The following is a 21,103-nucleotide window of genomic DNA, read 5'->3' on the forward strand; positions in this document are numbered from 1 at the left end:
TAGGTTCCCGCCGGAACCAGGGGACAGGAATGCAAACGGAAGACATTGCGGTGGATGCCGCGCCGCCACGCAATCGCGACGCGACCAGGGCGCGGATATTGAAGGCGGCGGCCGAGCTGCTGGCCGAGGACGGCTTCCAGAATTTCGGCGTTAACGCCGTGGCCCGCCGCGCCGGCTGCGACAAGCAGCTGATCTACCGCTACTATAGCGGGATGGGCGGGCTGGTCGATGCGATCGGCGGCGAGCTGGCGCGCTGGATGGAGGAGAAAATGCCGGTCGGAGGCAGCTCCGGCTTCATGCTGACCTATGGCGATCTCATCGAGCATGTGATGATGCTCTTCATGCAAGCGCTCCGGGACGATCCGTTGACGCGGAGGATCATCGCCTGGGAGGTGTCGGATAATTCCCCGCAGGTTCAGCGACTGTCGGAAGCGCGGTCGCGGGCATTGGGGCTGTGGATCGAGAAGGTGAGGGGCAAGATGCCGCCACCGAAGGGTGTCGATCACGCGGCACTCAATGCGATGCTGCTGGCGGCCGTACAGCATGTGGTCCTGGCCGGCGCTACGGCAAGCCGCTTCGCGGGCCTTGAACTGTCGACCGATAAGGACTGGGATCGTGTCGCCCAGGCGGTTCGCCGGTTGGTGCGTGGAGTCTATCCCTGATCGGCCGTCCTGGCCCCGTGGAAATTAACCCTAACAATTGTTTAACGTTGCGCCGCCGCGTCGGCCATGACAAGTGGAAAGACAGGCATGATTGCTGTTGCGGCATTGGCCGTGGCGATCTCGCTCGTCGCCAAGGATTTCGCAATCCCGCTCTTCACGATCTCGATGTTCGGGCTTTTCGACAGGTTGATTGCCAATCCCGTTCTGCGGGCAAAAACAAGACTTTGACAGGAATTACGCTCTCTTGGGGCGGATGAGAAAAATCGCCCTTCGGGGCAGTATCTGGCCGGGGAACATGCGGATCGGGGCGGGGAAAACGGCCTCGATCCGCAGCAGCCGAGGACATGGGAATGAAATGGATCTTGATTTTCTGGGCCATGCCAATCGTCGTTCTCGGCACATGGTACGGGCTTTCCTATAACGACATCAATTTCGGCTACCTGATCCTCAGCCGCCGCATGAACGATTTCGTCTTCGAGCTTTACGGCAGCATTCTCGGCCTGCCGCCGAAGGAAATTCCCGGCCTCGTCGTGCGCGCCATCATCATGGATACATTCATCCTCGCCGGCATACTGGCATTCCGCCGCCGCAAGGCGATTGCCGAATGGTGGCGGGCGCGTCAGGCGAAATCAGAGTCCGACGCCGCCGCCCTTGCTATGGACGAAAGCCTGTCCAGCGCACCCTGAAGAATGAAGGATGCGGCGGCGGAATCGATCCGCTCGCTGCGTTTCTTGCGCGAAACATCCATCTCGATCAGCACCCGCTCGGCCGCCACCGTCGACAGCCGCTCGTCCCAATAGACGAAGGGGATCGCGGTCTTGGCCTCCATGTTGCGCACGAAGGCGCGCGTCGCCTGGGCGCGGGGCCCGGAACTGCCATCCATGTTGATCGGCAGGCCGATCACGAAGGCCCGGACCTCCTCCTTTGCTGCGAAAGCCAGCAGCAGAGCGGCATCTAAGGTGAACTTCTTGCGGCTGATCACCGTGCGCGGCGTGGCAAACCGCCGGCCCTTGTCGGAGAGCGACAGCCCGATGGTCGTCGTGCCGAGGTCGAGCCCGGCAATGATGTCGCCGGGCGCGAGCGTGGATGCGAGGTCGTCGATGGAGAGGATGGTCATTGCTCTCCTTAGCCGTGTGCGGCAGGAATTTCCATATGGCAGGCAAAAATGCCCGCGAGTGTCTGGCAACGACAGGCCGATTTCGGTATCAAGCTGCCAACAATGATAGGGAGACTTACGATGAAGATCCGCTGGCTTGGCCATTCCGCTTTCCGCATCGAGACCGCCAAGGATACGATCCTGATCGATCCGTTCTTCACGCATAATCCCGCGTTCCAAGGGCAGGATATGAAGGATGTCACCAAGGGCGTTACCCATATACTGCTCACCCACGGCCACACGGACCACGTCGGCGACACGATAGAACTCGCCGGTGAACTCGATGCCGAGGTCGTTGCCAATGTCCATCTCGGCGACTGGCTCGAGTTTCGCGGCGTCAAGAAGGTCAATTCGGGCGCCACCGGCGGAACCATTCATACCGGCAATTTCAGCGTTACATTCACAAATGCGCTGCATTCTTCCGCGCATCGGATCGAAGACGGCGTCAGCCACTCGCTTGGCAGCGCCAACGGGCTGATGTTGCATTTCGATGACGAGCCATCGCTGCTGCATATGGGCGATACCGACATTTTCGGCGACATGGCGCTTATCGAGGAACTGCACCAGCCGGATATCGGCCTCGTGCCGGTCGGGGACCGTTTCACCATGGGTGGCGCCGTGGCGGCACTCGCCTGCCAGCGCTTCTTCAACTTCAAGCTGGCGATTCCCTGCCACTACAAGACCTTCGACCTGCTCGACCAGACACCTGACAAGTTCGTTGCCGGGATGGAGGGTGCCAAAGCCCGCGTGGAAGTGCCCGATGTCGGCGGCACGGTGACTGTCTGAATCGGTTCGGACCTAAGTCAAAAAGCGATTGCGCGGCCTGTCATGCGTCTTTATAGCGGGCAGGGGAAATCTGACTGGAGAATGTTGTGTCCGTAGATGTTGCGACCGTCAAACGCGTGGCCAGGCTTGCCCGGCTCGCCGTGACCGAGGATGAGGCCGTGCGCATGACCGGGGAGCTCAATGGCATCCTCGGTTTCGTCGAGCAGCTCTCCGAAGTCGATGTGACCGGGGTCGAGCCGATGACCTCGGTGACGCCGATGGCGATGAAAATGCGCAAGGACGAGGTGACCGACGGCAACATGGCTGACCGGATCGTCGCAAACGCGCCTTTGACCGAACAGAACTTTTTCGAGGTTCCCAAAGTCGTCGAGTAGGGAACGTACGCAAGATGGAGTCCCGTATGGCCATCACGATTGCTATCGAAAGCCCGCTTCAGGACGACGTGCGCGCGCTCGTCGCCTCGCTGAACGAATACCTGCTGAAACTGACGCCGCCGGACTTCGTCTTTCATCTGACGGTCGAACAGATGGCGGAACCCGGCGTGACTGTCTGGATCGCGCGCGACGGCGGTACGGCAATCGGCTGCGGCGCGCTGAAGCGCCATGACGGCCGGATCGCCGAGGTCAAGCGGATGTTCACGCATGAGGACTATCGGGGCCAGGGCATCGGTCGTCGCATCCTCGGCGAGATACTGAGTGCTGCCGCCGATGAAGGCATCGAGGAAGTCGTGCTCGAAACCGGCGACCGTCATCATGCAGCCTGGGCGATCTATGAGAAGGCCGGGTTCAACCGCTGCGGCCCGGTCCTCGACTATCCCGATTCCGAATATTCCGTGTTTTATCACAAGCAGCTCGCTGCCTGAGAATTGAAGTGAAAGCCTGATGAGTGAACTGACAAGCCTGACGATCGCCGAAGCACGCAAAAAACTCCTCGCCAGGGAGATTTCCGCCGTCGACCTGACGGAGGCCTATCTGAACGCGATCGACGCGGCCAATGCGCAATTCAATGCTTACGTCACCGTGACGCACGATATCGCGCGCGCCCAGGCCAAAGCCTCGGATGCCAGGATCGCGGCCGGCCAAGCCGGTGCACTCGAGGGCATTCCGCTCGGCATCAAGGATCTGTTCGCCACCAAGGGCGTCCATACCCAGGCCTGCAGCCACGTTCTCGACGGTTTCAAGCCGGAATATGAGTCGACCGTCAGCCAGAACCTGTTCGATGACGGCGCGGTGATGCTCGGCAAGCTCAACATGGACGAGTTCGCCATGGGCTCGTCAAACGAGACATCCTATTACGGGCCGGTGAAGAACCCCTGGCGCGCCAGGGGCTCGAATGCCGATCTGGTACCCGGCGGCTCGTCCGGTGGCTCTGCGGCCGCGGTCTCGGCCTTTCTGGCGGCAGGCGCGACGGCGACCGACACCGGCGGTTCGATCCGCCAGCCGGCGGCATTCACCGGCACGGTTGGTATTAAGCCGACTTACGGCCGCTGCTCGCGCTGGGGCATCGTCGCCTTTGCCTCGTCGCTCGACCAGGCCGGGCCGATCGCCCGCGACGTACGCGATGCGGCGATCCTTTTGAAATCCATGGCGAGCGTCGATCCCAAGGATACGACGTCTGTGAATATTCTGGTGCCGGATTACGAGGCGGCATTGGGCAAATCGCTCAAGGGCAAAAGGATCGGCATTCCCCGTGAATACCGCGTCGAGGGCATGCCCGAGGAGATCGAGAGCATCTGGCAGCAGGGAATCGCCTGGCTGAGGGATGCCGGCGCCGAGATCGTCGATATTACTTTGCCGCATACCAAATATGCTTTGCCGGCTTATTATATTGTCGCCCCGGCCGAGGCGTCCTCGAACCTAGCCCGCTATGACGGCGTTCGCTACGGTCTCCGGCAGGATGGCAAGGACATTCTCGAAATGTACGAGAAGACCCGTGCGGCCGGTTTCGGCACCGAGGTCAAGCGCCGCATCCTGATCGGCACCTATGTCCTGTCGGCCGGCTACTACGACGCCTATTACATCCGGGCGCAAAAGGTGCGGACGCTGATCAAGCGTGATTTCGAACTCGCCTTCGAGGCCGGCGTCGATGCGATCCTGACGCCTGCCACGCCGTCCTCCGCCTTCGGCATCGCCGACCAGGACATGGCCAATGATCCGGTGAAGATGTATCTCAACGACATCTTCACGGTGACGGTGAACATGGCGGGCCTGCCCGGTATCGCGGTTCCCGCCGGGCTCGATCACAAGGGCCTGCCGCTCGGCCTGCAGGTGATCGGCAAACCGTTCGATGAAGAAATGCTGTTCCAGACGGCGCATGTGATCGAGCAGGCCGCCGGACGCTTCACGCCTGATAAATGGTGGTAATTGATGGCTGACCTCACGTTCCGGACCATGACTGACGAGGACCGGGACGGGGTCGCGCGGGTGGGATACATTTCCTGGCTCGACAATCGCCATTATCCCGAATGGTTCGATCCCGAGATCGAGGCAAGGGTGGAAAGCTGGCTCAGGGTCTTCGTCAAGAATCCGAAATGCGACCTCGTCGTATGCCGCGCCGAAGGCAGGGTCGTGGGTTGGGGCGCGCGCGACAGCTACGACGAGCCGGGCAACGCCACGCACCCGTGGGATTACATTTCCGATCTCTGGATCGATCCGGACTTTCAGGGCCGGGGCATCGGCACCTCTCTGCTCAATCAACTCATCGACCGGATGCGCGCCGACAATCTCGCCAAGGCACGGATCGAGGTGGCCCAGGCCAATCTGCGGGCGATCGATCTCTATATCCGCCAGGGCTTCCGCGAGACATGGCGCGGGGTGAAAATGTCGGAAACGCTCGGGCTTCCGCTGCCGCGCATGCTGCTCGAGAAGCCGATCTGAGCGGGTACGATCCATGTTCATTGCACGCCACGAAAAAGTCTCGCACAGCATAGCCCTGCCGATCAGCGCCGACGAGGCGATCGAGTTCTTCACGCCGGAGGGAGAGCGGATGTGGGTCGACGGCTGGGCGCCACGCTACTTCTTTCCTGCGAACGGCGAGACGATCGAAGGCATGGTGTTCGCGACAGGCGAGGGCGATGAACTGACCTATTGGACGGTCGTGGATTTCGACCTGGCAGGTTGCCGGGCACGATACTGCCGGGTTACGCCGGGGTCGCGTTCGACGATCGTCGAAGTGACATGCGTGGCCGATGGCGAACAGGCATGTCATGTCGATGTCAGCTATACGCTGACCGGACTGAGCGAGGCTGGCAATACTGCCATCGGCGCCTTCGTGGGGGATGCCTATATCGTGATGATCGAGGGATGGCGTACGAAGATCCTCGAGCATCTCGAGCGCATGCCGCACCGGGTTTCCATGTATTAGGGACGGCTAGCGATTGCCATGGCGAGCGAGAGCCTCCGTCTCGTCATTGACAATACCGAGCCGTGCTTCGATCACTGCAATTTTCTCCGGCGTGTCGGCGCTTTCATTCTCTATGTCCATGAAGAGCTGCTCGCAACCGCCCGGTGTCACCGTTGCAAACATCTGGCCAGGTTCGTCGGAGATATTCCACCAGCTATGACGGACGTTCGGCGGTAGCACGACGACCGTACCCGGCGGGGCGTCGAATTCCTCGTCACCGCAGCGGAAGCGGTAAAGGCCCTTTATCACGCGAAAACACTCGGTCTCGCGTGTATGCGTGTGCGGCGCCGGCCCCTTGCCCGGAGGCGTAAAGGTTTCCCACATGCCATAGGCACCATTGGTTTCGGCCGCCGTGGCGTGAATGACGATACGGGCGCCGAATGGCGTCTTCGCGACGCGCTCCTTGCCCGGAATGGAAACGACTGCCTTGATGAAAGATGACATGAGCGCCTCCGGAGGATGAAGAAGGAGCTTAACATTTGGCTGGCGGCAAGGCGAGGGGAGCCGTGAGCGCCTCTGGCGCCCACGGCAGTTGAGTCTCAGCGATTGTCGACCTGCGACCGCACGAGGACGAGTCCCCGGCCGGTAATCCGGTAAGGTTGGCCGCGTGACGACGAGATCGCCTTCAACCGCTTGAGCCTGCGGAAGACTTCGAGGTCGAGCCCGGGATAAAGCCAGCCGTCGCGGCTGAAGCATTTCACGTCTGCGATCTTGGTCTTGTGGTTTTTGATGTGTTCTATCCAGCCGCCCTGCGCAAGCAGGTGCAGAATGCGCTGTTCACTGCGCGTGATATCCATGATGATGAATTCCGAGAAAGCCCGAATGGGCGCAACAAAACGTTCCCGGCATCAGAAATGCCGGAGGTTCAATTGCAGACCGCTGCGCGCGAGGGAAGAATTCCGCGGGCAGGGCCCTTCAGACAATCTCAGACGAAGTAGACATCAACACTCCATGGACGCGTCCGATATACGGGCGCATGCCGATATCGTCAACCGACGCGTATGGCTCAGTATTCCTTCTCGTAGAAAATTCCGGTCGAGGTGTTGCCGTCGGCGGTGGCCTCGCCGCGAAGCTTGACGCCCTTGCCGATATCGAGATTGATCGCGACGCCCGATTTGGTCGCGTCCTCGCCCTGCTTCAGTTCGAGATAGGTGCGGCGGTTGATGTATTTGCCGGCTGTCACCTGGGCGCCGCCGTTCTCGTCGGTGCCGACATTGAGATCATCGACGCCGAGGCCCTGGCGGAGCTTGTTGAACAGCGAGGTGCGCTGGCCGCCCGAGAGCGTGGCGACCGCATCGGCGAGTTGGGCAATCTGGAACGGCGACAGGCTGGCCGAATCCCGACCGAAGATCAACTGCGCCAGAACCTCGTCCTGCGGCAGCGCCGGCGATGAAGTGAAGCTGAAGCTCGGGTCGTTGGCCGGCCCATTGACATTGACGTTGAGCGTCGTGGCGTTGACGACGGTGGAGGCGACCATGTTGAGCGCCGGCACCAATCCGCCGCCGAACGTGATTTCCCCAGTGGTGAAATCGAGGCGCTTGCCGATGATCGCCAGCCGGCCGCGCCGCATCTTGAAGCCGCCGGAGACGCTCGGCGTGATCGATGAACCGGAAATCAGCACTTCGCCGCCAAGCTCGGCATCGAGGCCGCGGCCACGCACGAAGATCTGGCGCGGGGCGACGATCTTCAGGCTGAGCCGCATGCCGCCGGCCTTGTCCTTGTCAGCGGTGGAGGTCGTATCGGCTCGCAGCTCGCTGCTCTGCCTGACGATCTCGCGCGGCGCGTTCTTGTGCTTGACATTTGCATTGGCGAGCGAAGCCGGCAGCCGCTCCGGCACCGTGATATCGGCGCGGCGCAGGCGAATGGATCCGCCGAGTGTGGCGCTGCCCAGAAGCGGTCCCTTGATGTTGAGGTCGCCATTCATCTTGGCGACGACGACGCGGCCATCGGCATAGACGGTATCGTCGAGCTTGATCTTCAGGTCGCTGAGAAAATTCGAGCCCGGGCGAATGCCGATCGTGCCCGATGCGCTGACGGTACCGCCGCCTTCGAGCCGGCCTGAGAGATTGCTGATCGTCGCGGTCTGGCCCGAGAGCGTCACCGTGGCGCCGAGGCCGTTGACGATCAGGTTCTGACGGATGGCGATGAACTGGCTGCCCGCCGTGGTAATACGGCCGGTGATCTGCGGGTTGGCGGCGTTACCGCCGATCTTGAGATCGAAACTGGCGTCGCCCTTCAGCGCCAGCCCTTGGGCGGCAAGCTGGGCAGCGATGGCGGAGAAGGGCAGTTGCCCCTTGACGCTGAGGTTGAGCGACTGGCTGCCTGTCGTGCCGACCGTGCCATTGGCGCTCAGCGTCAGCCCGCCGCCGCCCCGGACACTGGTGTTGATCGACAGCACGTTGTTTTCAAGCTTGCCCTTGGCTGTGACCGCGAGGGCAGAAATGCCGGCGGTACGGATCTGGCTGGTCATGGCGCTTTGCCAGTTGGCGTCGAAATTCACCGCGGGGCTGACGGATGTACCGCTGACTGTTGCGTTGGCAGAGATCGTGCCACCCGCATCAAGACCGGAGGCAAATGTATTGGCGAGGCTGGCGGGCAGCGCGGTGACCTTGATCTTGAGATCGAGCGTGTTACCCGCCGTGCCGTTGACGTTGATCGTGCCCCTGCCGGTGGCGATGGTGAGATTTGCGATGTCGGCGGCGCCATCGACCATGCGGATCGTGACCGGGGACGAGAGCTTGACCGGTATCTTCTTCGGGCTCGCGGCGAAATTGGCGAGTGTCAGGGAAAGTCCGTCCGGGCCGTTCTCCACCGCGCCCTTGGCGATCAGCGGCGCGCCATCGAAATTGCCCTTGATATCGAAATCGGTCTTGGCGCCGGCGAGCGCGAAACTGGCGTCGAGATTGGCGAGGCGGTTCTGGCCGCTCGCCAGTTCGCCTGCCCTGGCAGTGCCGGAGATCTGTCCGGACAGGAGGTCCGGGATATCGAGGTCTATCGCCGGGTTCTTGATCGTGATGCCCTGCGCGACAATGCCAGCGCCCTGGGCCTTGAGCTTTGCGGTGATCTTGCCGTCGGCATTGGTCAGGTCGATCTGGCCGGATATGTCGCCGCTTGCCTTCTGGCCGCCGAGTGCTGCGAGCAGGCCGATATCGGGGAAATCGAATTTCAGGTTGCCGGATGGCAGGAAGTTTTCAGCGAGCCGGATGGCGCCGGTGAGCGAATTGCGGCCGACATTGGCCTTGAGCGCCGGTACGGAAATGCGTCCTTGATCGGTAACGAGATCGGCGGACACGTCGATCTTCTGGTTGTCGAGCGTGCCCGATGCGGTGATCTTGCCGCTTGGCTTGGCGCGATCGGCGACGCCGTCGATCCTCAGGTCGAGATTCCTGAGCGGACGGCCTGCGAGCATCGCCTCTGTGGCCGTGAGTGTTGCCTTCACCTTCAGTGCCGCGAGCGGACCCGCTCCATCGGCGGTGAATTGGGCCTTGCCCGAAGCATCGGGATGGAAGGCGGCGATATCGAGAATGTCACCGGTGAGTTTCGCCTGCAGATCGTTGCCCTTGAGCGTGGCGGTGCCATCGGCAGTCAGGACATTCGACTTGAGATTGAGGTCAGTGATGGTGATGTCGCCCGGAACCACGCCGACAATCTTGCCGCTGAGCGCAACCGGCCCTTTGACCTTGGCGGCGATTTCGGGCGGCAGCAGGCCAGCGGCGATGGCCGAGAGGTCGAATTTGGAATCGAGGCGCTTGGTGGCCAGTGCGTAATCGGCGGTCAGCGTGGCATTGAGTTTTTCGCTCGCGACATCGAGTTTTTGCACCGAGATTCGATCGGCGGCGAGGGCGACGTCGCTCAACACGCGGGTTTGCCCAAGCTTTTCAATGCCGCCGATAACGGTTTCAGCGGACAGAACATTGCCGGTGAACGTGCCCTTGGATGTGACATCGAGCGGGGCAAGCCCTGCATCCCGGATTTGCTTGACGACCAGTCCCTTGCCGTTGATGTCGAAGCTAACGGATGGAGCGGTCGCCGTGCCGGTGACTGTCGCATTTGCCGAGATCGTGCCATCGGCGCCGAGGTCGGCGGCGAATGTGTTGGCGAGAGCGGCGGGAAGATCGGTCGCCGTGGCCGAGATGTTCAGCGTATTGCTCGCGGTGCCCGACAGCTTGACAGTCCCGGCTCCGATGGAGAGTTGCAGATCGCCGAGGTCGGTCACGCCGTTCGCGATCTTGACCGTCGCTGGCGATGCGAGCTTGATTGGCAGTTTGCGGGGCGCGGCCGAGAATTCCGCAAGCGCGATTTCCATGCCTCCGGGCTGCCGCGTGATCGCGCCCTTGGCGATAAGGGGCTGCTCGTCAAGAATGCCGTTGACGGCAAAATCGGTTCGGTCGCCGGCGAGCGCGAAGTCGACATCGAGATTGGCGAGACGGTTGGCGCCTGCTGCCAGTTCGGTCGCCTTGACCGTGCCTGAAATCTGGCCGGTCAGGAGATCGGGGATATCGAGATCGACGGCGGGATTGCGGATTGTCAGGCCTTGGGCGGCGATGCCGGTGCCGCTCGCCTTGATCCGCGCGCTCATCTTGCCGTCGGTCGTCGCGAGATCGGCCCGGCCCTTGAGATCGCCGGTGGCCTGCTGGCCGGCAAGCGCGGCGAGTAATCCAAGATCGGGGAGATCGAAGGTGACATTGCCGGTCGGCCGGAAGGCGCTGTCGAATGCCAGTCCGGCACTCAGCGTGTTGCGGCCGATGTCGGCCTTGAGCGCCGGGATCGAGATCAGTCCCTCACTGGTGGCAAGGTCGCCCGCGACATTGATCGCCTGGCCGTCGAGCGTGCCTGTTGCGGTCAGCTTGGCGCTCGGGCTGGCAGGATCGATAACGCTGTCGACATTGACCGAGAGATCCTTCAGGGGCCGACCGGCGAGCACGGCTTCCGCTGACGTGACCTGAGCCTTGATGGCGAGGGACGAGGTCGGACCCGACGCTTCGGCGGAGAATTGCGCCGTGCCTTTTATGTCGGGCTGGAAAGCGGAGAGATCGGGCAGGGCGCCGGTCAGATTAGCCTGCAATATGCCAGATTTCATTGTGCCCGATGCATCGGCGGTGACGATGTTGGACGCGAGCTTGATGCCGTTGAATGCGAGGTCATCCGGCGTGCCATCGAGCTGGCCGGTCAGCCGCGACGGGCCATCAAGCTTGGCGGCGATTGAGGCGGGGATCAGGTTTTGGCCGGTAATGTTGATGTCGAAGGTTGTCGCGATGGCCTGTGTCGCGGGCGCAAATGTGCCGGTGACGGAGCCATTCAGGGCGTCGCTATTGAAAGTGAATTTCGCGATCCGGATGTCTTCGCCAAGTCGTATCCCTGCATCCGTCCTGAGGTCACCGAGTTCGGCGATGCCGCCGATCGTCGTCTGCGCAGAGAGAAGTGCGTTGGCGAAGGTTCCCTTGGACGTGATCCGCAGTGGCGGGCGGCCCGCATCTTTCAACGGCTTGGCGGAGATGTCGGTGGCAGACATTTCGAAATTGATGACGGGTGACGTTGCGTTACCCGAAATGCTGGCCTTGGCCGAGACGGTGCCGGAGGCATCAAGATCCGGCGCCAAGCCATTGATCAGGCTTGCGGGCAGGGCATTCGCATCGATGTTGAGATTGAGCGCATCGGCAACAGTGCCTTCGATCGTCACGGTGCCCGATCCTGCCGAGATCATCACCGGTTCGATCGTCGTCGTGCCGCCTGATATGGTGACCTTGGCCGGCATGGCGAGCGAGAGCGGGATTTTTCGCGGGCTTGCGGAGAATGCGTTCAGCGACAGCTGGATGCCATCGGGCTGTTGATCGACCACGCCGCCGGCGGTCATTGGCGCACCGTCGAAACGGCTCTTGAGGTCGAATGCTGTGCTGTTTGCCTGATGGTCGAATGTTGCCTCCAGAGCCTCCAGCCGGTTGGTGCCGGCGGCGATCTCGCGAGATTTGATCACGCCGCCGATGCGCTGCGCCAGCAGGTCGGCACTTTTGATATCGATGATCGGCTCTGACACCACGACATCGGGGGTGGCGATGCGCGAACCGGTGCCGTTGATCGTCGCAGCGAGGGCGCCGTTTTCGGCGCTGAGATCAACCGTGAGTTTGAGGTCGCCTTCGACTTGCTGGCCGGCGAGGTTCGCGAGAGTGGAGAGATCGGCGAGATCGGCGTTGATCTTGCCACTCGGCAGGAAGTCCGGGCCGAGGTTGAGCGAACCGGTGATCTGGTTCTGGCCGATATCGGCCGTGATGGACGGAAGCGAGATCAACCCATTCTCGCGGACGAGATCGCTCGTGAGGTTGATTTGCTGGCCGTCAAGCAACGTGCCCAACGTCAGCTTGCCGCCCGGTTTGGCGGGGTCGATCGTGCCGTCGAATTTCACATCGACGGTCTGCAGCTTGCGTCCGGAGGCCGAAATCTGGTCGGAGGTGATGCCGGCCTTGACTACGAGCGCCGACAGCGGGCCTGAAAGATCGGCGGTGACACGCACCTTGCCATCGACGCCAGGCTGGAATGCCGTTAGTGCCGGGATATCACTGGTCAGCGATGCGGTGAGTTCGTTGTCCTTCAACGTGCCGGATACTTCAGCAGTCAGCAGATTGGACGCCAGCCTGATTTGGTCGAAGGCGAGATCGTCGGTGGTGCCGCTGACCTTGCCCGAGAGTGCGATCATGCCCGAGACCTTCGAGGCCAATGGTTCGGGCAGGGCGCGGGCGGGGGCAACGAAAAAGTTGAAGGCGCTGGCTATGGTCGCCGTGTCGAGGGCGTAATCCAATGTGATCTTGCCGCCGACGGCGCCGCTGGAAATCTCGATGGCGTCCGATGCGACACGGGTTGCGGTGATGTCGAACGGCGCCTTGATGTCGATTGGGGCGACGACGAGACGGGCAAGCTGCGGGTCGCTGACGGTGGCGCCCTGGCTCGCGAGTTCGACAGAGACCATGCCAGCGCGTGTGGCGAGATCGAACCTGTCGGTCTCGGTCCGCAGGAAGACGTCGGTCAGGCGGCCTTGCGGCAGTGCGAGTGTTGCAATCTCGGTGCCGACATTGATCGCGACAGAATTATAGGGACCGGATGCGACGAAGGACGCGCTGCGCAGATCGGCCTGCAACTCGCCATTCGCCAGCGGCCAGCGAACCGGAATGACATCGCCGACCGAGCGAAGGCTGCCGTTGAGGTTGACCTGACCCTTGGGATCGATCTTGCCGCTGGCGTCGAGGGTGAAGCTGCCATTGACAAGTTTTCCCGAGCGGATGTCGAGATGGCCGGAGGCATCGAATGAGGCATCGAGATCGACTGCGGTTTCACCTTCGAACAATGGCCTGAGCGCGGGGGGCATCAGGTCGCCGATCGCGCCGCCGCCGTTGAGATTGAGGTCGTGCATGCCAGCCGCATTCTGCCGATGGCTGGCATTGACTGCCAGACGTTCGACGCCATCGAGCCTGGCGCGGATGATGCCGGACCAATCCGAGAGCGCGCCGTCGCCGGCTACAGAAAGATCGACCGCTGGGCCTCCGGGCAATTGCAGGGCCGTGGCGAGCAGTCCACCCTTGGGTTCGGTGATCTTGAGATCGAGCTTGAGCGTATTGGCGTTGACGGCATAGGTGAGATCGGCAAGCGCCTTTGCGTCGGGGCGATCCGTCTGGTTGGCGTCCAGCTTGAGCGCGATGTTGTCGGCGACGGCGCGGGCCGAGCCCTTGACGGCCAACTTCGCCTCGCGGCCGATCAGCGGTTTGCCGAGCGAGATCGACGGCAGGTCGATGGCGTCGACCGCGATCTCGACCGGCAGACTGAAACCGCCTTCCGACGAGGTCGGCTCGGGCTCGATCGTGACGAGGGGCTGGCGCGCGATGCTGATATTGGATGCCGCGATGCGCTGGGCGTGGAATTGCGCGCCCAAGAGATCGAGCGGTGACCAATCGAGTTCAATATCCTTCAATTCGGCGAATTTGCCCTTGGTATCGGCGAGTTCGACGCGATCGACGCGGAACCGGCCGGCCAGCAGGCCGCGCGCGCCTTCGATCGTGACCTGCATATCAGGCGTGGAAATGCGGCTGGCGATCTGGTCGGCGGCGAACTGGTTGCCGGTGGCGGTGTAGCCGATGAGCAGGACCACGGCGATCAGGACGAGCCCCAGCACGCCCACCAGCAGCATCAGACGGGTGAAAATCCAGGCGATCCATCGTAGCGCGGCTCTGATTGTCTCACTCCTCGTCAGAACGCCAATTCCCGTCAGAAAGATTGGCCGATACCGGCATAGATGCCGAACATGCTTCCATCCTGGTATTTGTTAATCGGCATGGCGACATCAAGGCGCAGCGGCCCGAACGGTGTAGCATAGCGTATGCCGAGACCGGCGCCGGCACGGATATCGCTGAAATCCGGATAGGTCTGGCTCGACACGCTGCCGACATCGATGAACGGCACGACGCCGAAGGTCTCGTTGATCTTGATGCGGGTCTCGAACGAGGCGAGCATATAGGATCGGCCACCCAAAGCGTCCCCGTTTTTGTTGTACGGTGTGATTTCCTGATACGCGTAGCCGCGCACGGTGCCGCCGCCGCCGAGATAGAAGCGGCGGGTGGCGGGAACATCCTCGAGTGCCGGCGCCATCAGCAGCGAGCCCATGGCGAATTTGCCGGCCAATGTGATCCGGTCGTCCTCGCCGAAGGATGTATAGCCGGTGACCGTGCCGTCGAGCGTGGTGAAGAAATTCTGGTGGTTGAATTCATAGCTCGGAATGCCGGTCAGCTTCAGGCGATAGCCCTCATGCGGGTCGAGCTTGTTGTCGCTGGCGTCACGTGTCCAGGTAACCGGCAGCGAGAAGGTCAGGAACTGCGACTCGCCGCGAAAATCTTCCGTCTCGTTCCAGGTCAGATCGACGCCGCCGGTGAGTGTATCGGTCCGGTTGAGCTCATAGGCGATGTTGGCGAGTTTGGTGAGCGATGTGGATCGATAGGTGTCGGGAACGACCTGCTGGGCAATGACGCTGATATTGAGCGTCGAATAGGCGTCGAATATGCCCGGCTTGGAGAATTCGATCGAGGCGAGGTAGTCGAGATCGCGATAGTCCCATTCGCTGCCGAGGCCGGATATCGAGCCCGTGATCTTGAGCGATTCCGCGCCGCCGAACAGGTTGCGGTGGCCCCAATAGCCCAGCAGGCCGAATCCATCGAGCGAGGAGAATTGCGCGCCGGCGCCGAAATAGCGCTGCTTGCCGTCCTTGACCTCGATTGCCATGGGGATCTGGCCATTCTCATCGAGCTTGTCGGCATGCGTGATGTTGATCGAGGAGAAAACGCCTAGCTTGCGCAGACGCTCGTTGGCGTCCTTGATCTCCTGTGGCGAGTAGCGCTTGTGCTGATCGAGCCGCGACCATTTCTCGATGAATTCCTTGTCGACCGTCTTCGAGCCCGAAACCTCGAGGTTGCCGACATCGGCCACCGGCCCGCTTTCCGCACCGATGCGGATGTCGACGGTGTTGGTCTTGTGATCGGCGGTCAGGCCGCGCTCGGTAAGCCTGGCGAGCGGCCGGCCCTCGGCCTCGAGGTCCTCCACCATCTTGCCGGCTGCCGCGATGACCAGCGTCGAATTGGCCTGTGCGCCGATATCAAGATCATAATCGGCGGGGTCGAATTTCGTGGCGTCGCCGGTCAATGACACGGTGCCGATGGTGAAGATCGGGCCGGGCTGCACATCCACGGTCACCGGAACGGGCTGGTCGCGGGGAAACTCGGGGACAGGCGGCAGTTCGTCGATGTCCGTTCCGTTGACGGAGATTTTCACCACCGCGCCGTAGCGGGCATTCTCATAGAGGGCGGCGAGCAGGCGCTCACGGTCGTCGCGGGCCTTGATGACCAGGCCGAGGTCGCCGTTGACGGGGTCTTCTTTCTCCTGGACGAGCGACGACGCGTCCTGCAGCTTGTCGTCGAGGTCCTCGCCGCCGGAATTGAAGGTCAGGTTGTAGCGCACGGGATCGGAAACGGCCGAGGCGTTCTCGTCGTCCTCGAAGAACTTCCAACCAAATATCTCGAAGGCGGAGGCGGAAGTCGCCGGAATCGTAGCGAGGCCCAGGCTCATAAGCAGGCAAAGCGAGGCAGCTGCCAGGTTTCCGCTCAGACGTTCCATTGACCCCAACTCATTGGCACTTAATCTGAAACCCGTAGCAGAAAGAGTTTTGAAACAGAACCCCTGAATGCCCATTCCCCGCAATCGTGCCCTCGGCCGGCATTGAAATGCTTGCCTGCAATGGGTAATTGTTCTAACGCCAATTCCTTCCAGGACGCGATCAAGAGAAGCTGAAGAATGACCCTAGTCGATGTACGCACACCCGATCCGAAACGCTTCATTCCGGGCGCCACTGGCGACTGGGAAGTCGTCATCGGCATGGAAGTGCATGCCCAGGTGACGAGCAACTCGAAGCTGTTCTCGGGCGCTTCGACCGAATTCGGCAGGCCGCCCAATTCAAACGTCTCGCTGGTCGATGCGGCGATGCCCGGCATGCTGCCCGTGATCAACGAGGAATGCGTCAAGCAGGCGGTGCGCACGGGCCTCGGGCTGAAGGCGCAGATCAATCATCGCTCGGTCTTCGACCGCAAGAACTATTTCTACCCTGATCTGCCGCAGGGCTACCAGATCTCGCAATACAAGGATCCGATCGTCGGCGAGGGAAAGATCGTCATTTCGATCGGTCCCGACAGGCAGGGCCAGTTCGAGGATGTCGAGATCGGCATCGAGCGGCTGCATCTGGAGCAGGACGCCGGCAAATCGATGCATGACCAGCATCCGACGCTCTCGTTCGTGGATCTCAACCGTTCCGGCGTGGCGCTGATGGAGATCGTCTCCAAGCCCGACCTGCGCTCGTCCGACGAAGCCAAGGCCTACATCACCAAGCTCCGGAGCATCTTGCGCTATCTCGGCACTTGCGACGGCAATATGGACGAAGGCTCGATGCGCGCCGACGTCAATGTGTCGGTGCGGAAACCCGGCGGCGCGTTCGGTACGCGCTGCGAGATCAAGAACATGAACTCCGTCCGCTTCATCGGCCAGGCGATCGAATATGAAGCGCGCCGCCAGATCGGCATTCTGGAAGAGGGTGGTTCGATCGATCAGGAGACGCGGCTTTTCGATGCCGGCAAGGGCGAGACCCGTTCGATGCGCTCCAAGGAAGATGCGCATGATTATCGCTATTTCCCCGATCCGGATCTACTGCCGCTCGAATTCGACAATGCTTTTGTCGGCGAGCTGCTGGCCCATCTTCCTGAACTGCCTGATGACAAGAAGGAGCGCTTCGTACGCGACCTCGGGCTGACGGTGTACGATGCCTCAGTGCTGGTGTCCGAAAAGGCGATCGCCGACTATTACGAGAAGCTGGCTGAAGGGCGTGATGCCAAGATTGCGGCCAATTGGGTCATCAATGATCTGCTCGGCGCGCTCAACGGCAAGTCGATTGAGGAAATCCCGGTCAGTCCCGCCCAGGTGGGTGCGATTCTCGACCTCATCAGGAACGGTACGATATCCGGTAAGATCGCCAAGGATCTGCTGGAAATCGTCTGGGCTGAAGGCGGCGACCCGGCCGAGATCGTCGAGGCTCGCGGCATGAAGCAGGTGACCGATACTGGAGCGATCGAAAGGGCCGTCGATGAGATTATCGCCGCCAATCCCGATCAGGTCGAAAAGGTCAAGGCCAAGCCGACGCTTGCCGGCTGGTTCGTAGGTCAGGTGATGAAATCGACCGGCGGCAAGGCCAACCCGCAGGCGGTGCAGGCGCTGGTGAAAGCCAAGCTCGGGCTGGAGGACTGATGTTCTTCATCCGCTCTGCGTCGGCGGCCGATCTGGTTAAGGTTTCGGCGCTGCTGGGCCGTAGCTGGCATGCGACCTATGACGCGATCTACGGCACCGAGAAGGTCTCGGAAATCACCGCCTCATGGCATTCGGTCGAGTCGCTGAAGCGGCGGCTCGTTCAACCCGATGCCGAATTCGTGGTCGCCGACAACGGCAAGGTGATCGGCGGCATGGCTTACGCGGCAATGGACAAGGACGAAAAAGATGTCGTCGTCCTGCATCAGCTCTATGTCGAGCCTGCGCTGATCGGGCAGGGCATCGGCCGCGATCTGTTTGCCGAGGTCGAGACCTGCTTTCCCGCCGCCAAGCGCATGCGGCTGGAGGTCGAGCCCAAGAACGAGCGTGCGATACGATTCTATGCTGGTCTTGGATTTGCGGAGATCGGCTGGACGAAGAATTGCGGTGGGCAATCCGACATACCCGCCGTGATCATGGAAAAGACGCTCAGCTTTCCGGGCTGATCACTCCAGATTGGTATGCCGTGCCCGCATGCTGTCGACTGTCTCGCCGAGGCGATCCTTCATCAGCATGACCAGAATCTCATAAAAGACGAATTGCGTGCCCTCGTAGAGGCTGCCCATCGGCAGGAAGGATGTCGGTGATGACTGGTCGCGCGCCATCGTCTGGGCCGGAATCACGAGCGTGAAATCCGAGAGCTTCGTCACTTGTGAGCCGGATTCGGCCGTGAAGCACGCGATCTTGGCGCCTGCCTTGCGCGCTTCGCCCAGCACGGCAAGCACGGTGGAGGTGTGGCCGGGGCCAGAGCTTACCAGCAGCAGATCGCCGGGACCGACGGGCGGCGTCGTCATGTCGGCGACCATGTGAACGTCGAGCCCGAGATGATAGAGCCGCATGCAGAGCGCCCGCATCATCAGTCCCTCGCGGCCGCAGCCATGGAGGCAGATGCGCCGGGATGTCGCGAGCAGTTCGACAAGCGCATTCGTCTCGCCCTCGCCGATCGCGGCGATGCAGGTGTCGAGCTCGGCGAGCGCGCGGGCGCCCATATCTGCGATTCGGGTCATGTCGGTTCTCGGTTTGCGGCCTGGCTTTGGAAGGTGTTCGGTCCGTCGCAAAATGGTGCGGCAATTGCCTGAAGGCAAGCGGGAAAGCGGGTTGAATGCGTCAATTGGTGACTGGACAACCGGGGTGCGACGCGGCATAAGCGAAGACAATGAGATGGCGCGAAATCCCGGCGCGCCCTTCGTTCGAGGCCATACCGACATGAAGTTCCTGCTGCAATTTTTCACCTGGTGGAATGGTCAGACGCTCGGCACGCGTTTCTTCACCTGGCGGTTCGGCAAGCGCGTCGGTGAGGACGAATTGGGCAATATCTACTATGAAGGCCCGCTGTCGTCCTATGGCCTGCCGAAGCGCTGGGTGGTCTATAGCGGTTACGCCGAGGCCTCGGCCATCCCGCCTGGCTGGCATGGCTGGATGCATCATCGCACCGACACCCCACCGAGCCGCGAGAAATACGAGGCGCGCGAATGGGAAAAGGGCCACAAGGCCAACCTGACCGGTACGCCTCTGGCCTATCGCCCCAAGGGTTCGCTGGCCACCGGTGGCGAGCGCGACCGGGTGACCGGCGACTACGATGCCTGGACGCCGCGGAGCTGATCTCTTCTTGCCGCCATATTTGATCTTTACCGCTTGGCCAGGACGGATTCTGGCAGGCGCGGAACGGCATAAATGACTGCAACCAATACGGTGACGAAAAAACGGATCGCGGCGCTCATGCTGGGCGGCCTTGCGGCGTTCTCCGCATTTGCGGCTCCCGCCAATGCCGCGAAGGTCAAGAACCCGGTCGCGGTGTTCTCCGGCCTCGACAAGATCACCGGCCGGACGACCTCGTTCGATGTTTATATCGATGAAACCGTGCAGTTCGGCGCGCTGCAGGTGACGCCGAAGGTCTGCTTCACCCGCGACGAGACTGAAGCGCAGAGGATTTCCGGCTTCGTCGAGGTCGACGAGATCACCCTCGACCGCAAGATCCGCCGGATTTTCACGGGATGGATGTTTGCTGCATCCCCCGGCCTTAACGCAGTGGACCACCCGGTCTATGACGTGTGGCTCACCGGCTGCAAGCAGTCGTCCGACGTGCCGGCGCCTTCCGAGACGAAGTCCGAAAGCCAGTGACTCCGCAGTCGCGGCGTTTTGGTCTGTTCGCCTTCCCGCCTTACTCTGGCGTTCAATGCGATCCTGTGTCCATGGAAGAGGCTGATGATGAAGCGGCTGATTTGCTCTGCGACCCTTTCTGTAATGCTCTCAGTGCCCACGACGTCTTTGGCTGAAGAACTTGTCGTCCAGGTTGCCAGCGCTGAACTCGCACAGGATTACGCCGGCTTGGCGGCGGTGGCGATAAGACTCTCCGCGAAGAGCGCATCGGATTTCGGTGTTTTCACACAGGCGCGCGTCGGCGAGAAGATAGAGGTGAAGCTGAACGGCAGGGTCCTCATCGCCCCGGTCATCAGGGATCCGATCTACGGCGGCCTGATGCAGATATCCGGCGACCTAACCGATGCAAAGGCGCGAATGCTGATCGATGAGATCAGGAAGAACGGCAACACGCTCGTCCTATCAGGCAGCGACAAATAGGCGGCTACCTGCCGTCAAAATCCAGATCGTCGGACTGCATCGCCTTTTCGAGCAGTTTCTCATATTCCTTGCGGGAAATGTCGATCGCGCCGAAGGTCTTCAGGTGCTCGGTGGTGAACTGCGTGTCGAGCAGCGTGAAGCCGCGCTCCCTCAGGCGTTCGACGAGATGGACGAGGCAGATCTTCGAGGCATCCTTGCGGCGCGAGAACATGCTTTCGCCGAAGAAGGCGGAGCCGAGCGATACGCCATAGAGGCCGCCGACCAGTTCGTCGCCCTCCCATGCCTCCACCGAATGAGTGTAGCCCATGCGGTGCAATTCCTTGTAGAGCGTCAGGATCAGCGGATTGATCCAGGTCGTCGGCCGCATCTCGGTCGATTCGGCGCAGTATTCCATCACGCGGTCGAAGGCAGTGTCGATGCGGATGTCGAAGGGCTTGTGGCGCAGCGTCTTGGCGAGGCTGCGCGACACATGGAACTGGTCGAGCGGAATGATGCCGCGCACCTTTGGCTGGACCCAGTAGACATCCGGGTCATCAGCCGATTCCGCCATCGGGAAGAGCCCCGCGGAATAGGCGCGGAGCAGGATTTCCGGGGTGATGGTGGTCATGTCGGAATGATGGCGCGCCATTCCGTGTCACCC

General features: G+C 61.6%; 21 protein-coding genes. 14 read left to right on the forward strand and 7 right to left on the reverse strand.

The annotated features are described in order from the left end of the window. The first annotated feature begins 29 nt into the window (after positions 1–29). The 3 genes from ACSQ26_RS08850 (at position 30) to ACSQ26_RS08860 (ending at position 1,348) form a co-directional block, all read left to right on the forward strand. Positions 30–662, forward strand: a complete 633-nt coding sequence (locus ACSQ26_RS08850; protein ID WP_436008211.1) for a TetR/AcrR family transcriptional regulator — start codon at positions 30–32, stop codon at positions 660–662. A gap of 87 nt (positions 663–749) precedes the next feature. Then, positions 750–890 carry a hypothetical protein gene (locus tag ACSQ26_RS08855; protein WP_258162336.1) on the forward strand — a complete coding sequence of 47 codons (141 nt, stop codon included), beginning with the start codon at positions 750–752 and terminating at the stop codon, positions 888–890. 122 nt (positions 891–1,012) lie between these two features. Further along, positions 1,013–1,348 (forward strand): DUF6105 family protein, encoded by a 336-nt coding sequence (locus ACSQ26_RS08860; protein WP_436008212.1) that lies wholly within the window; start codon positions 1,013–1,015, stop codon positions 1,346–1,348. On the opposite strand, the gene ruvX is transcribed toward ACSQ26_RS08860, so the two are convergent. Beyond that, positions 1,282–1,779 (reverse strand): Holliday junction resolvase RuvX, encoded by a 498-nt coding sequence (ruvX, locus tag ACSQ26_RS08865; protein WP_436008213.1) that lies wholly within the window; start codon positions 1,777–1,779, stop codon positions 1,282–1,284. The genes ACSQ26_RS08860 and ruvX overlap by 67 nt on opposite strands. 120 nt (positions 1,780–1,899) lie before the next feature. Here ruvX and ACSQ26_RS08870 point away from each other — a divergent pair, with 120 nt between their 5' ends. From ACSQ26_RS08870 to ACSQ26_RS08895, 6 genes are all read left to right on the forward strand, one after another. Continuing rightward, a complete protein-coding gene (locus tag ACSQ26_RS08870) occupies positions 1,900–2,604 on the forward strand; it encodes a metal-dependent hydrolase (RefSeq protein WP_436008214.1) in 705 nt (234 codons plus the stop codon). A gap of 86 nt (positions 2,605–2,690) precedes the next feature. Continuing rightward, positions 2,691–2,978, forward strand: a complete 288-nt coding sequence (gene gatC / locus ACSQ26_RS08875) for an Asp-tRNA(Asn)/Glu-tRNA(Gln) amidotransferase subunit GatC (protein WP_436008215.1) — start codon at positions 2,691–2,693, stop codon at positions 2,976–2,978. A gap of 26 nt (positions 2,979–3,004) precedes the next feature. Then, positions 3,005–3,466: a GNAT family N-acetyltransferase gene (locus ACSQ26_RS08880; RefSeq protein WP_436008216.1), complete on the forward strand. Its 462-nt coding sequence runs from the start codon at positions 3,005–3,007 to the stop codon at positions 3,464–3,466. Positions 3,467–3,485: 19 nt separating this feature from the next. After that, complete coding sequence (gene gatA, locus ACSQ26_RS08885) at positions 3,486–4,967, forward strand: Asp-tRNA(Asn)/Glu-tRNA(Gln) amidotransferase subunit GatA (protein WP_436008217.1); 1,482 nt, start codon at positions 3,486–3,488, stop codon at positions 4,965–4,967. Positions 4,968–4,970: 3 nt separating this feature from the next. Further along, positions 4,971–5,480, forward strand: a complete 510-nt coding sequence (locus ACSQ26_RS08890) for an N-acetyltransferase family protein (RefSeq protein ID WP_436008218.1) — start codon at positions 4,971–4,973, stop codon at positions 5,478–5,480. A 13-nt stretch (positions 5,481–5,493) separates the two neighbouring features. Next, positions 5,494–5,967 carry a hypothetical protein gene (locus ACSQ26_RS08895; protein WP_436008219.1) on the forward strand — a complete coding sequence of 158 codons (474 nt, stop codon included), beginning with the start codon at positions 5,494–5,496 and terminating at the stop codon, positions 5,965–5,967. 6 nt (positions 5,968–5,973) lie between these two features. Here the strand turns inward: ACSQ26_RS08895 and ACSQ26_RS08900 are convergent, their stop codons facing one another. The 4 genes from ACSQ26_RS08900 to ACSQ26_RS08915 form a co-directional block, all read right to left on the reverse strand. Further along, positions 5,974–6,450, reverse strand: coding sequence for a cupin domain-containing protein (locus ACSQ26_RS08900; protein ID WP_436008220.1), 477 nt, complete (start codon positions 6,448–6,450; stop codon positions 5,974–5,976). A gap of 95 nt (positions 6,451–6,545) precedes the next feature. Beyond that, positions 6,546–6,803, reverse strand: coding sequence for a YjhX family toxin (locus ACSQ26_RS08905; RefSeq protein ID WP_436008221.1), 258 nt, complete (start codon positions 6,801–6,803; stop codon positions 6,546–6,548). 209 nt (positions 6,804–7,012) lie between these two features. Next, entirely contained in the window at positions 7,013–14,179 is a 7,167-nt protein-coding gene (locus ACSQ26_RS08910; RefSeq protein WP_436008222.1) for a translocation/assembly module TamB domain-containing protein, read from the reverse strand. Between the two features lie 77 nt (positions 14,180–14,256). Continuing rightward, positions 14,257–16,152, reverse strand: coding sequence for an autotransporter assembly complex protein TamA (locus ACSQ26_RS08915; protein ID WP_436008223.1), 1,896 nt, complete (start codon positions 16,150–16,152; stop codon positions 14,257–14,259). A 177-nt stretch (positions 16,153–16,329) separates the two neighbouring features. On the opposite strand from ACSQ26_RS08915, the gene gatB reads away from it, so the two are divergent. Then, positions 16,330–17,826 carry an Asp-tRNA(Asn)/Glu-tRNA(Gln) amidotransferase subunit GatB gene (gatB, locus tag ACSQ26_RS08920; RefSeq protein ID WP_436008224.1) on the forward strand — a complete coding sequence of 499 codons (1,497 nt, stop codon included), beginning with the start codon at positions 16,330–16,332 and terminating at the stop codon, positions 17,824–17,826. After that, on the forward strand, positions 17,826–18,329 hold the full coding sequence (locus ACSQ26_RS08925; protein WP_436008225.1) for an N-acetyltransferase family protein: 504 nt from the start codon (positions 17,826–17,828) through the stop codon (positions 18,327–18,329). Before gatB ends, ACSQ26_RS08925 begins: the two co-directional genes overlap by 1 nt. Here the strand turns inward: ACSQ26_RS08925 and hxlB are convergent, their stop codons facing one another. Beyond that, positions 18,330–18,890, reverse strand: coding sequence for a 6-phospho-3-hexuloisomerase (gene hxlB / locus ACSQ26_RS08930; protein ID WP_436008226.1), 561 nt, complete (start codon positions 18,888–18,890; stop codon positions 18,330–18,332). A gap of 199 nt (positions 18,891–19,089) precedes the next feature. On the opposite strand from hxlB, the gene ACSQ26_RS08935 reads away from it, so the two are divergent. The 3 genes from ACSQ26_RS08935 (at position 19,090) to ACSQ26_RS08945 (ending at position 20,463) form a co-directional block, all read left to right on the forward strand. Continuing rightward, positions 19,090–19,485, forward strand: a complete 396-nt coding sequence (locus tag ACSQ26_RS08935) for an NADH:ubiquinone oxidoreductase subunit NDUFA12 (RefSeq protein ID WP_436015165.1) — start codon at positions 19,090–19,092, stop codon at positions 19,483–19,485. Between the two features lie 72 nt (positions 19,486–19,557). After that, positions 19,558–20,004, forward strand: a complete 447-nt coding sequence (locus ACSQ26_RS08940) for a DUF2155 domain-containing protein (RefSeq protein WP_436008227.1) — start codon at positions 19,558–19,560, stop codon at positions 20,002–20,004. Between the two features lie 147 nt (positions 20,005–20,151). After that, positions 20,152–20,463: a SecDF P1 head subdomain-containing protein gene (locus tag ACSQ26_RS08945; protein ID WP_436008228.1), complete on the forward strand. Its 312-nt coding sequence runs from the start codon at positions 20,152–20,154 to the stop codon at positions 20,461–20,463. A 4-nt stretch (positions 20,464–20,467) separates the two neighbouring features. Here the strand turns inward: ACSQ26_RS08945 and aat are convergent, their stop codons facing one another. Continuing rightward, the gene (aat, locus tag ACSQ26_RS08950; RefSeq protein ID WP_436008229.1) at positions 20,468–21,091 is read right to left on the reverse strand and encodes a leucyl/phenylalanyl-tRNA--protein transferase; all 624 of its coding nucleotides are present in this window, start codon (positions 21,089–21,091) and stop codon (positions 20,468–20,470) included. Positions 21,092–21,103: the final 12 nt, after the last annotated feature.

This window comes from Rhizobium sp. LjRoot254, from assembly GCF_964254105.1.
Taxonomy (GTDB): Bacteria; Pseudomonadota; Alphaproteobacteria; order Rhizobiales; family Rhizobiaceae; genus Rhizobium_E.